At 39.1% G+C, this 12,845-nt stretch carries 12 protein-coding genes and 1 tRNA gene; 7 read left to right on the forward strand and 6 right to left on the reverse strand.

Annotated features, from left to right (window positions below):
• Positions 1 to 16: 16 nt before the first annotated feature.
• The 5 genes from tatC to HY841_07955 all read right to left on the reverse strand — a co-directional run bounded on the left by tatC (position 17) and on the right by HY841_07955 (position 4,894).
• Entirely contained in the window at positions 17 to 823 is an 807-nt protein-coding gene (gene tatC, locus HY841_07935) for a twin-arginine translocase subunit TatC (protein ID MBI4930676.1), read from the reverse strand.
• Positions 824 to 896: 73 nt separating this feature from the next.
• The gene (locus tag HY841_07940; protein ID MBI4930677.1) at positions 897 to 1,784 is read right to left on the reverse strand and encodes an outer membrane beta-barrel protein; all 888 of its coding nucleotides are present in this window, start codon (positions 1,782 to 1,784) and stop codon (positions 897 to 899) included.
• Between the two features lie 99 nt (positions 1,785 to 1,883).
• Positions 1,884 to 2,762 (reverse strand): NAD kinase, encoded by an 879-nt coding sequence (locus HY841_07945; protein MBI4930678.1) that lies wholly within the window; start codon positions 2,760 to 2,762, stop codon positions 1,884 to 1,886.
• 39 nt (positions 2,763 to 2,801) lie between these two features.
• Positions 2,802 to 4,223, reverse strand: coding sequence for a hypothetical protein (locus HY841_07950; GenBank protein MBI4930679.1), 1,422 nt, complete (start codon positions 4,221 to 4,223; stop codon positions 2,802 to 2,804).
• Between the two features lie 8 nt (positions 4,224 to 4,231).
• Entirely contained in the window at positions 4,232 to 4,894 is a 663-nt protein-coding gene (locus HY841_07955) for a CBS domain-containing protein (GenBank protein MBI4930680.1), read from the reverse strand.
• A gap of 112 nt (positions 4,895 to 5,006) precedes the next feature.
• Here HY841_07955 and HY841_07960 point away from each other — a divergent pair, with 112 nt between their 5' ends.
• The 3 genes from HY841_07960 to HY841_07970 are packed head-to-tail and all read left to right on the forward strand — an operon-like array spanning position 5,007 to position 8,733.
• Positions 5,007 to 5,720 carry a pyridoxine 5'-phosphate synthase gene (locus HY841_07960; protein MBI4930681.1) on the forward strand — a complete coding sequence of 238 codons (714 nt, stop codon included), beginning with the start codon at positions 5,007 to 5,009 and terminating at the stop codon, positions 5,718 to 5,720.
• The gene (locus tag HY841_07965) at positions 5,717 to 6,538 is read left to right on the forward strand and encodes a hypothetical protein (protein ID MBI4930682.1); all 822 of its coding nucleotides are present in this window, start codon (positions 5,717 to 5,719) and stop codon (positions 6,536 to 6,538) included. Before HY841_07960 ends, HY841_07965 begins: the two co-directional genes overlap by 4 nt.
• On the forward strand, positions 6,535 to 8,733 hold the full coding sequence (locus tag HY841_07970; GenBank protein ID MBI4930683.1) for a helix-hairpin-helix domain-containing protein: 2,199 nt from the start codon (positions 6,535 to 6,537) through the stop codon (positions 8,731 to 8,733). The genes HY841_07965 and HY841_07970 overlap by 4 nt, the downstream gene beginning before the upstream one ends.
• On the opposite strand, the gene HY841_07975 is transcribed toward HY841_07970, so the two are convergent.
• Complete coding sequence (locus HY841_07975) at positions 8,730 to 9,539, reverse strand: DUF2797 domain-containing protein (GenBank protein MBI4930684.1); 810 nt, start codon at positions 9,537 to 9,539, stop codon at positions 8,730 to 8,732. The two genes, HY841_07970 and HY841_07975, sit on opposite strands and share 4 nt — an antisense overlap.
• Positions 9,540 to 9,693: 154 nt before the next feature.
• On the opposite strand from HY841_07975, the gene HY841_07980 reads away from it, so the two are divergent.
• The 4 genes from HY841_07980 to HY841_07995 all read left to right on the forward strand — a co-directional run bounded on the left by HY841_07980 (position 9,694) and on the right by HY841_07995 (position 12,817).
• Positions 9,694 to 11,199, forward strand: a complete 1,506-nt coding sequence (locus HY841_07980) for a GH3 auxin-responsive promoter family protein (GenBank protein ID MBI4930685.1) — start codon at positions 9,694 to 9,696, stop codon at positions 11,197 to 11,199.
• 17 nt (positions 11,200 to 11,216) lie between these two features.
• A tRNA-Thr gene (locus tag HY841_07985) sits at positions 11,217 to 11,288 on the forward strand.
• Between the two features lie 7 nt (positions 11,289 to 11,295).
• Positions 11,296 to 12,171 (forward strand): hypothetical protein, encoded by an 876-nt coding sequence (locus tag HY841_07990; protein MBI4930686.1) that lies wholly within the window; start codon positions 11,296 to 11,298, stop codon positions 12,169 to 12,171.
• 13 nt (positions 12,172 to 12,184) lie between these two features.
• Positions 12,185 to 12,817, forward strand: coding sequence for a deoxynucleoside kinase (locus HY841_07995; protein ID MBI4930687.1), 633 nt, complete (start codon positions 12,185 to 12,187; stop codon positions 12,815 to 12,817).
• Positions 12,818 to 12,845: the final 28 nt, after the last annotated feature.

Here is a 12,845-nt window from a genome sequence, read left to right on the forward strand (position 1 = left end):
TCTTATCAACAATCGTTCAAGTAGAAGATTTTTTTTCTGCATATTTCGAAACAAATATACTTGCTTCGTACAATACATATAATGGCGCAGACACTATAACAAGAGTAGGAATATCTGAAGTAGGCGTAATAATAGCTGCAACAATAAGAATGACAATCACAGCGTGCTTGCGGTATTTGCGCATGAATGAAGGACCGATCAGACCAATCTTAGTCAGGAAAAAAATGATGATGGGCAGTTCAAATACCAACCCCATGATTAAGGTAAGAATCGTTACTGTGCCGATGTACGAATCCATCGAGATTTTATTCTGAACCAATGTGCTTACCTGGTAATTGCCAAGAAAATTTATTGTCATAGGTACAATAATATAATAGCTGAAAAGAATTCCTGTGATAAAAAGTAATGAAGCATACAGCACAACACCCGTAGTATATTTTTTTTCCTTTTCCTGAAGGGCAGGACGGATGAACCTCCAAAGTTCCCATAAAACATAGGGAGAGCCAAGGATCAATCCTCCAATTACAGAGGTCCAGATATGTGTGGTAAATTGTCCGGACAAATCAATATTGATCAGTTCGAACGAAATGCTTTGCATGCAAAGTGAATCTCCTAAACCAACTAAATAAGAAACTTTACAAAGGGCGCGGTAGGTAAGAAAGTCAGAATGCATGGGACCGAAAATGACGGTGGTGAAAACAAAATCTTTATAGGAAAATAATACGCAAGCAAGCGCCATTACCGCTATAGCGGAGCGCACCAAATGCCAGCGCAGCGCTTCGAGATGCTGCAAGAAAGACATTTCTTTTTTTTCTTCTGGCATAGGGTTGCAAAGATAATGGAAGAAATAGGATAGGGGGAATAGTAATAACCCAAAATCCAAACACACCTATAAACTAATGAGGAATATCGCACTCGCCTTCGTTGCCCTTCATTCTGAAAGTGATAATTACACCTGCAAAAGAGTACCAATCTTTTGTAAAAGAATTGCCTCTTTGCCTGCCGGTATTGCTGCCACCTTCTTTAACAATACTTTTGTCAGAAAGCGCTGCGGCAGCAGGACCTTTTTCGGAAGCCAGAAGAACAGGGTCAACATATTTTCCGCTAACATCATCAAGATAATCGGTGAATGTTTTTCTCAAGCCCCACTCGAAGTTGATGCCAATGCGCTTTGCGGTATTCACTTTCATTCCAACACCAAATGGAATTGAAAACTGCGTGAGTGAATAGGATTTTTCGCCTGAGAAGGTAGTACCTTGCCCTTCAGTACCCAGCGGTTGAAGATTATACCACCTTCCCTGCAATAATCCCTGAGGACTAAAGTGATATACTGCAACTCCGGCAAAAACATAAGGAGTGGTGATAGCAGATTTTTTATTTCCTGTAGTGTAAGGAAGAAAATTAAATTCACCCTCCACTGCAAATTCCATAATCTTTGATTTAAAGTTCAGATTCCTGTTGTGATGAGCATCGTTCAGCGAATAGGCATCATCGGCTTCAAGAATGCCAAGCGAACCAATTGCTTTTGCTGAAAAGCGGGAATTAAAATTCAAACGGTAAAGAAATCCGCCTGCGGGCCGGGTGAAACGATTAAAATGCCCGGACGGATTCAGATCGCCAGTATAATAACTTCCGCCAAGAAAAATTCCAAGTTCAGCGGAGGCAGGATTGATTTTGAGCGGACGGGGGACATACATATCACCATCCTGAGCGGACAAATACAACGTGAGAAGTGAGAAGTGAGAAGTGAGAAATAATACAAAATATTTTTTAATTCTTTTCATAATTGCCTTAACCCCGTTGGATATTTTTAGTTTAGCTCACCCTATTGTTCAACGGGATTATCCTACGGGGTTAACGAAGATAATGAATAAATATTTTAATCAATTTCTCCTATCTGCTCCCCACATCAGTTTATTCCGGAGGGTAGAAAGGAAATCATGATTATCAAGTTTAACTATTGAAAAATAGAAATCTGCTTTTTTGATTTTAAGTTTTCCGAATGATTGAATGTTTTCTGAGCGGGAATCAAGGGATAATAAAAAATTCGGTATTCTTCCCTCCACTTCCAGCTCAATAACATCATTTGAAGAAATAATCACAGGGCGCACATTCAGATTATGCGGAGCAACAGGCGTGATGATAAAATTATCTGAATCGGGCATGATGATGGGACCGCCACAACTGAGAGAATAGGCGGTTGAACCCGTGGGTGTTGCGACAATCAATCCATCCGCCCAGTACGAGTTCAAAAACTTTCCATTCAGAGAAGCATGAATGGTGACCATGGAAGAAGAATCCGTTTTCTGTACAGAAATTTCATTCAATGCGAATTTGCAGTCGCCAAAAAGTTTTCCTTTCACATCCAATTCAAGCAACGTTCTTTTGTCTACAGAATATTTTCCTTTCAGCACTGCATCCAAGGCTATTTCTATTTCATCGGCAGAAATGCTCGAAAGAAACCCCAAACGCCCTGTATTGATTCCCATTACCGGAATTTCCGAATCGCGGACGAGCGTTAAGGTTTCAAGAAGAGTGCCGTCACCTCCAATACTGAAAAGAAATTTTACTTTACCTTTTATATCCTTATGCTTTGTAAATGTATTTTTTGTTTTCAGTTTTATTTTCTTTCCGGCTTCTTTAATAAAAGGTTCGTAAATAATAACTTCGATTCCGTTTTTTTTCAATTGACGGTAAAGCGTCTGAAGCGCTTCTGCAGAAGCATTTGTAGAATGCGGTCGTGCGTAGATAGCAACGGTCATGATTTACGAATATACAAAAATGGAATGTGAGAGGAAGAATTAAATTCCTGCATTGAAATGTGCAAAAAATCCAATCTCTTTCATTTTATTTACTGAACATTCAAGGCGGATGATGATGTCATAATAAGTCACATAATCTAAACCAAAACCATATCCATAAAGGAAAGAATTGGCAAGCGGATTTGCCCCAGAATACTGATGATCGTCAACATAACCTGCATCTCCATAAATACTTGCATAAAGCGCGTAATGAAACGTATTGAATTTATTGAGCGGAAGCGGAATCGATTTCACATGCGGTTTAATGATTTCATATTTTAATCCGAGTTTCGCTGTTCCGTATCGTTGCCCGTCAATCACATAATACTCATAACCGCGAACATAATCTTTCCACCCAAGCCCTCTCTGAACGTAATAGGGTTGATTGATATTAGCAGATAGTTTTGTGTGTATTCCGCCAGAAAAATAAAATCTGTTTGATAGTTTCTGATAATTCCTGAAAGTGAAATAGAAATTTGTGATATCTAATTTTTCATCAGGAAGAAGTCCTAAACCAAGTTTGATTGCTTCAACTTCAAAAAAATAGCCTTTCAAAGGGTATTGTTTTGAATCGCGGTAATCACTAGTATAAGAATAATCCAATGCAAGATATTTCATCTCCGTCTGGTTGTTCACAAAATAATCTATCGTGAGTGAGCGGATAGTATCGTGAACAAATGCATCAACAAATTTTGCTTCGCCATAATGAGAGTTATGAATTCCCTTTCGGTAATAATATTTCAGCTTCCCTGAAAATTCTTTTCGAACATACTCATCAGGATTTTTGAAATAGAGCTGGTGGTTATCGAGCGTCATATAAGGTATCTCATGATTGCGTGAGAAAGAAAAAGAAAAACCAGCACCGCTGGTTCGCTTGTGGTTGAGATATGGAATATCATACGCAATCCCATACTTCTTTGTATATCCAAACTGTGCGTAAATACTCAACTCCTCTTTTCTCCCCCTGAAATTTTCACGGTTGAGAAAAAATCCATAGTTGGCACGGTCAAAATTCTTGGTCTTCCACCATTCATTGAAATTCCGCTCCTGCACCTCAAAAATCGGAACAGGCCATGTGTACCATCGTTCGGCAACGGTTATAAGTATATTTACCTGATTGATTCCAGAAGGAATCGTATCTACAGTCACAAAATTAAAAAGCGAAGTGTTCAGCAGATTTTCTTTCACAGATTTTAATTTTCCAGCAATTTCGGATTTTTCGATTGTATCTCCGGCATAAAAAGGAATTTCCCGAAGAATGATGTGGCGCTTGGTTACTTTATTTCCGATGATGTTGATTTCATTAATCACCACATAGTCATTCGGCTTCGCATGAAATGAAACTGAATCAGTTTGAGAAAAAATAAATGAAGAAGAAAGAAAAAGAAAAATCAGCAGAAATGTTTTTTTGTAACAAAGCATTGCATCGGTCAGATATTTAAGAAATGAATAAACTCATCGTACCGCTTCTTGAGGTCATCGTTAAAATTATTTTGATGGAATGTGGCTTTCACGGTGTAGTTGTAGCGGTTGAATGTTTGCAGAATAGGGGATAAATCTTCTTTGTTAATCTTCAGCGTGACTTCGATTTTTGTAGAATCGTGATGTGCGTTGATGTGCATATTCAGAATCTTTGCATCGTTGCCTTCCACAAGTTGCGCGATCTGTGAAAGAGAATAATCTTTAGTGTTCAACTCCAAAATAACAATACTACCCGGTTCGTGCACAAAAGGCATGTTCGCAATTTTCTGGATGATGGAATCTGCAGTGATAACGCCCATATAATTATTGTCCGCGTCAAGCACCGCCACTGCACTTACGTTGTAATTTGAAATTACTTTGAGCACATCAAAAATATGATAGTCCTCGCGCACAAATGCTTTTATCATTGATACACGCAGGTGGTCAATTGTTTTTTTTGTGTTATTCAAATCAAGAAGATCAGTGTAAGAAACCAGTCCGAGAAATTCTCTTTTGTTTACAACGGGGAGATGAGATATGCGGAAGTCCTCCATCCAGTCAAGAACTTTCTTACCAGTGTCGGTGGGTTTGAGTGAAGGAACTTCTTCTGTAATCAATTCGTAGGCGAGCATTTTGTTTCGCTTTTCAAAATTAAACGTGCGATGTGCTGATATGTTTCGTCAATAAAAGATTTATAAACATACCTTTGTTACAAATGTACATTTTTTACTTTTAGAGCTGAATATGACAAAACTCTCTGTCAACATAAATAAGATTGCAACGCTCCGCAATGCTAGGGGAGGAAATTTACCTGATGTTCTGAAATGTGCAGTTGACATTCAGCGGTTTGGAGCGCAGGGAATTACTGTTCATCCACGACCTGATGAACGGCACATCCGATACGATGATGCGGTGAAACTAAAACCGTTCATCACAACAGAATTTAATATTGAAGGTTATCCTTCAAAGGACTGGATGGATTTGGTTTTGAAAGTAAAGCCAGAGCAGGCAACGCTTGTCCCCGATCCGCCTGGAGTTTTAACTTCCAACGCAGGATGGGATACTGTCAAAAATGAAAGTTTCCTGAAAGAAATTATTTCAGAACTGAAGAAAAATAAAATCCGAACTTCTATTTTTATTGAAACGAATCTGAAACACATTCGGAACACAGTGAAAACAGGAGCGGACAGAATTGAACTCTACACAGAATCCTATGCAAAGAATTTTTCAAAGACTAAGGAAGAAGCCATCAAACCGTTTATTGAATCTGCAAAACTGGCAAACAAACTTGGTATCGGAATAAATGCAGGGCACGATTTGAGTTTGGAAAATCTCAATTACTTTTATAAAAATATTCCTAACTTGCTCGAAGTTTCAATCGGACATGCTTTAATTTCAGACACATTATACTACGGACTTGAAAATACTGTTCAACTTTACCTCAGACAATTAAAATGAAAACTACCTTACTAACTTCCTTTTGGCTACTGGCTACTGGCTACTGGCTACTGGCTACTGAAAATCAGCCATTAGGTTCTCGCTCATCTGGATTAGGCAACGCTTCCGTTTCTCTTGCAGATGTCTGGGCAGTTCAAAACAACCAGGCGGGATTAGGATTTCAAAAAACATTTATCGGAGGAGTTGTTTACCAGAATCCTTTTATGATGAAGGAACTCAGCACAAAAGCGCTGGCGCTTGCTTTGCCTGTGAAAGGAGGAACTTTCGGAATTCTTGTTTCTACTTTCGGCTACCCGGTTTACAACGAAACCAAAGCAGGACTTTCCTTCGGAAAATCTTTCGGAGAAAAAATATCAGCAGGGATTTCTTTGGATTATTTCGGAACAAACATTTCTGAATACGGAAAGAAAAATTCATTCGTTGCTGAAGCAGGAATTCAGGCAAAGCCTTTAAAAAATTTTACAATTGGAGCACACATCTTCAATCTTGCAAAAGCAAAACTTGTTTCTTACAATGATGAACGCATTCCAACCATCATGCGATTAGGTTTTGATTACAAATTTTCTGAAAAAGTTTTCATAGCCGTTGAAACAGAAAAAGACATTGAGAAAAAGGCAATGATAAAAGCAGGATTAGAATACAAACTGATTAAAGAATTATTTCTGCGCGCGGGTGTTTCTTCAAACCCTTCGCTGAGTTGTTTTGGAATTGGAGTAAACCTGAAACAATTCAGGTTAGATATTTCTTCCACTTATCATTCCACGCTTGGATTCAGTCCGCAGGTGGGATTGATTTATCAATTTGAAAAGGAAAAATGAAAACCAAAAGCCCCTCCCAACCTCCCCGAAGGGGAGGAGAAGTGATGAGGAAAATAATTTTTCTTCTTCTTATATTTTTCTCCCCTCTCCTTCGGAGAGGGGCTGGGGGTGAGGCAATTGCTCAGGACACAATCGAAACCTCCATCGAACAAAAATTAGAAAACCTTGCTGAACAATCGCAGAACGAAGAAACCGATTATACCATTCTTCTTGAAGCGCTGACCGTTTATAATAAGCGCCCCATTAACTTAAACAATACGAATACAAATGAACTTACAGAACTCGGTTTGCTGGATGAACTTCAAATTGAAAATCTGCTCGCCCACATAGAGAAAAATGGAAAACTTATTTCTTTGTACGAACTTCAGAGCATTGACGGCTTTGATGTGCGAACAATACAAAAAATTCTTCCTTATATAAAAGTGCTTGACATCAGCGAAGATCCGCACGTTACGCTGAAAGAAATTCTTCAGCAGGGAAATCATACTTTCATTCTGCGCGGACAACAAATTCTAGAAGACCAAACAGGATTTTCTCCTATTGATTCTGCTGGAATTAATGGCAGCCCGAACTCCCGTTATATCGGAAGTCCTCAGCATATTTATTCACGCTACCGTTTTACTTATGGAAGCAATGTGAGCGCAGGAATTACCGCAGACAAAGACCCGGGAGAATTATTCTTCAAGCAAAATCAAAACTTTAAATATCCTTATTATGATTCTTTACTGAAAGGAAAACCAAAAGACGGATTTGATTTTTATTCCGCGCATTTATTCATCAAAAACATTCGCTTTATCAAAGCGCTGGCGATTGGAGATTATCAGGTTGGTTTTGGACAGGGTTTGACTACATGGAGCGGACTTGCGTATGGAAAATCCTCTGACGCGATGGGAATCAAGAAAAACGCAGGAGGCGTTCGACCTTATACATCCGCAGATGAAAATCTTTTCATGCGTGGTTTGGCGTTCACGGGTGGAAGCAAAATATTTCAGGCAACAGGATTCTTCTCACAGAAAAAAATTGATGCCAACATCACGCTCTCCGACAGTTTAAACGTAGAAGAAGTTTCTTCCCTTCAAACCACAGGTCTTCACACCACACCATCTGAAATTGCCGACAAGCACGCCATCACCCAAACTATTTTTGGCGGAAATGTTTCTTATCACAAAAGAAAATATTCCATAGGCGTTACAGGCATTCAATCTGTGTTTGGCGCAGAACTCAACCGTTCGCTTTCCACTTACAATCAGTTTGAGTTCACGGGAAAACAACTCACGAATGTTGGCGCGGATTATTCACTCCTCATTCGCAATTTTAATTTCTTCGGTGAAGTTGCCATGAGCAGCAGTGTTAGACAGGTTAGTAACCTGTCCTACTTGAATGGCTGTATCATCGCCCTCGACCCGAAACTTTCTCTTTCTGTTCTCCATAGGAACTTCCCAAAAAATTATCAAAGTTTATTTGCAAATGCTTTTGCTGAAAGTTCTACACCAGCAAACGAACAGGGATTATATTTCGGTATAACGGCAAAACCATCAAGAACAATTTCTCTCAATGCCTACTACGACCATTTTGTTTTCCCATGGCTGAAATATCAAGTCAATGCGCCATCCAGCGGAAATGATTTTCTTGTTCAGTTGAACTATACACCGAACAAGAAATTTGACACATACATTCGCTATAAACAAAAAGATAAATTTGTGAATGATAATTCGCTGGATGAAATTGATTTCATCACACCGTTTAAGCAGACAAATTACCGATGGCATATCGCTTACCAGATTTCTCCATCGCTGAAACTCCGTAACCGCGTGGAATATATTGTGCTCGATGATAAATCAAAACCCGAAAAAGAAAACGGCTACCTCATTTATCAGGATCTGATTTGGAAAAAAATGGGAAGCAAAATTTCTCTTGCGCTCCGCTACGCGCTCTTCGACACAAAAAGTTACGACACGCGCATTTACGCTTTTGAAACCGACATCCCCGGTGCCTACTCCATTCCCTCCTACTATTATAAAGGAAGCCGTGCATACGTGATGATAAACTACGACATCACGCGCCACATAGAATTTTGGGTGCGCTGGTCGCAAACGTATTATGCCAACCAAAACGTAATCAGCGCGGGCTCACTCACCGAAATTCAAGGACACACAAAGAGCGAGGTGAAAGTGCAACTCAAATTAAAATTCTAAAACTCTACACGAATAACATACCCGCTATGCTTTCGGATGTTCAGCACGGAGTTGTCTTCCATAATAAGGTATTGCCCTTTAATGCCCATTAGTTTTCCTGAAACTAAATTCTGTTTTTCAAAATCAATGCTCTTCACTTTTTCAGGATACTTTATCACAGGATAAGTGATAACTGTAATTAAATCATCATCCGAATAATATTGTTTGAACTCTTCCGGAAGAAGTTCCTTTGCTTTTCTTTTCTCTGCCACTAAATCCTTTTCATCCCTTCTCCCTTGTTCCTCGCTCCCTTTGAGCATTTTCTGCCAGTTTGTTTTATCCGTAAAATGTTTTTTCATTTCCACTTCAATCACTCCCGCCAGATAACGGTACGGAACTTTCGCCAAACGAATCACCGAAGAAGCGCCTTGATCTATCCAGCGCGTTGGCACTTGTGTGGAGCGGGTAACTCCCACTTTTATTTCGCTGGATAGCGCGAGGTAAACAAAATGTTCCTGTAAGTGATGTTCTTTTTCCCATTCTATATCTCTCCCTTTTCCCACATGCGCCAGACAAAGTTCCGGACGGATTATACATTCAGCAGCTTCAGGAGAAGAAATCAAGCAGTTATAGCAAAATCCCTGCGCGAATGATTTGTACGTCTTCTTCCCGCAGCTGATGCAGTAAATCTCATTTTCATATTTCAAAGAAATGTTTTTGCCAACCAGTTCATTCATCGGAATTAATTTGTCTTCCAATGGCAAATGGTAAATAACTTTATCAGCGAGTTGCGATTTCATTTTCATTATTCTTCCTGTCAGTTTCATATTGCTAAAATACAAGAATGATTCAAACGGATTAGAACGGATTCAGTCCCGATAAATCGGAATTGCATATGTATTAAATCTGTCTGTATCCATTATCAAATTATTATCTTCGTCTACTAAACTTCGAATCTCACACTCGCGATACTAAAGAAAGATGGCATTATTAAATTCCTTCGCATCCTGGCTCATGACCAAACGCATGCACCAGATTGAGTTGTTTATGAAATACCCGCATGAAGTTCAGAACGAGTGGTTCAGAAAACTGATTGATTCAGCAAAGGATACAGAATGGGGAAAAAAATTCAGATATGATTCTGTTTCCTCACCCACTCAGTTCTCAGAACAAGTTCCGCTTCAGGATTACGACTCCATGAAACCTTACATTGAGCGCATCCGCAGAGGTGAACAGAATATTTTATGGAGCACAGAAATAAAATGGTTCGCGAAATCATCAGGCACTACAAATGATAAAAGCAAATTCATTCCCCTGAGTGAAGAATCGCTGGAAGAGTGCCACTACAAATGCGGAAAAGATATGCTGGCAATCTATTGCAACAACTATCCGGAAACGGAACTCTTCACAGGAAAAAGTTTGGCGCTTGGTGGTAGCCATTACACCGACAGTTTCGGCAATCATGAATCGTATCACGGAGATGTTTCCGCTATTCTCATGCAACACCTTCCTCTGTGGGCAGAATTTTTCCGCGCACCCGATTTGTCCATCGCACTTATGAGCAACTTTGAAGAGAAACTTGATAAGATGGCGAACGCAACCATGACTGAAAATGTAACGAGCATTGCTGGTGTTCCTTCCTGGATGAATGTTTTGCTGAAACGCATTTTGGAAATTTCTGGAAAGAAAACCATAAAAGAAGTGTGGCCCAACCTTGAAGTTTATTTTCATGGAGGAGTAAATTTTTCTCCTTATAAGGAAAACTTCAAACAACTTTTCGGAAAAGGAAACGTACATCACTTTGAACTTTACAACGCATCAGAGGGGTTCTTCGGCTTGCAGGACCAGAAAAAATCAAGTGAACTTCTACTCATGCTTGACTACGGAATCTACTATGAGTTTTTTCCGACAGATAATGGCCAGAACGTTAAAACAATTCCCCTTCACGAAGTAAAAACAGGGCAAAACTATGCAATGGTAATTTCTACTAACGGAGGATTGTGGCGCTATCAACTGGGAGATACAATAAAATTTACATCCACAAATCCCTATCGTTTCAGAATCACAGGAAGAACAAAACATTTTTTGAATGCGTTTGGCGAAGAAGTAATTATTGATAATACGGAAAAAGCAATTAAGATTGCCTGCGAAAAATCAAATTCGCTGGTGAAAGAATATACAGTTGCGCCCGTTTACATGGAGGGAAAATCAAGTGGTGCTCACGAATGGCTGATAGAATTTGAAAAGTTTCCTGAAGATATAAATTATTTCACTGAGGTTTTGGATAACGCATTGAAATCATTGAACTCTGACTACGAAGCAAAGCGTTTTAATAACTTTGTTTTACGTTTGCCTATCGTCCGTCAGATGAAAGAAGGAACCTTTTACAACTGGCTGAAAGAAAAAAATAAACTGGGAGGACAAAACAAAATTCCTCGTCTCTCCAATGAAAGAAAATATGTTGATGAAATTATTTCTATGCAATGAAACTTGGAACTATTTTTGCCGAGATAGCTCAGGGGTAGAGTAGCTGATTCGTAATCAGCGGGTCGTGGGTTCAAATCCCATTCTCGGCTCACACAAATGAAAAAAATATTTTTGCACGTCAAAAAAAAATCAGGGCTGAAGCCCTTATTTGCATTTGTATTATTAACCCCGACATTAATGTCGGGGTTACAGCAAAGCCCGGAACAAACATGGGCTTTAGACAAAGATGAAAAATTCAAATTACTAAAATCCATTCCTGCAAGTTTCTCTTCTATCACAACCGACAATCTTGGTAACTCTTATTTATTTAATGGAACCCTTGTTGAAAAATATGATGGCGATGGAAATCTTCTTAAAAATTTCAGCAACAAAAATCTTGGCAACATCACTTCTGTTGACGCAAGCAATTCACTAAAGGTTTTATTGTTCTATAAATCTTTTCAGCAGATTCTTCTTTTAGATAATATGTTTGCTCCTTCGGGAAATTCTATTTCGCTTGATGCACTGGGTTATAATCAAACTTCTCTCGTCTGCTCTTCTCATGATAACGGTTTCTGGATTTTCAGCAAGCAGAATTCTGAACTTATCCGCTTTGATCAAAATCTTCAGAAGACACAACAGACGGGAAATATTTCCCAGCTAACAGGAATGGAAACAAATCCTGACTTCGTCACAGAACAATACAACAAAGTTTTTATGAACGATTCTCTAAAGGGAATTCTTGTCTTTGATATATACGGAACTTACAACAAAATCATACCCATCAAAGGACTTCATCACTTTCAAATTTCAAATGACGATATAATTTATTTCAAGGAGGGAAAACTCAAAAGCTACAACATGAAAACGCTTGAAGATGCAGAAATTTCCCTCCCCGAAATCAATATTATTGATGCCCGCACAGAAAAAGAAAAACTATATTTGCTGAAACAAAAAAGCCTAGATATTTACCATGTCAAAAACCAAAAATAGCCCCGCATCCACCATGCATGTAGCCGTTTCGGGCAACATCGGGTCGGGAAAAACCACACTCACCACGCTTCTTGCGAAACATTATAAATGGACGGCTCATTACGAGGACGCAGACAACAATCCGTACTTGAATGATTTTTACGAAGACATGCAGCGCTGGTCATTCAACCTGCAGGTTTTCTTTTTGAACAGCCGTTTTGAACAGGTGATTGAAATCCGCAAGAGCAAAAAAAATATAATTCAGGACAGAACCATTTATGAAGACGCAAATATTTTCGCGCCCAATCTTCATTCCATGGGATTGATGACAACGCGTGATTTTGAAAACTACTTAGGTCTTTTCAACCTCATGCAATCGTTTGTTCAGCCACCTGATTTATTGATTTATCTCCGCGCTTCCATACCAACTCTTGTTGAACAAATTCAGAAACGAGGGCGCGAATATGAAAAAGCAATCCGCCTTGATTATCTCCAGCGCCTGAATGAACGCTACGAAGCATGGGTTACAAAATACGAGCAGGAGCATAAAACCAGCCGTCTTCTCATTATTGACATTGACGACAATAAATTTTCTGAGAAGAAAGAAGATCTGGGAAAAATCATCCGCAAGATTGATGGAGAACTGCACGGATTATTCAAGAAATAGTTCTGCTCCTCTTTTTCATTCTTGTCAC

This window comes from Bacteroidota bacterium (assembly GCA_016213405.1).
GTDB lineage: Bacteria > Bacteroidota > Bacteroidia > Palsa-948 > Palsa-948 > Palsa-948.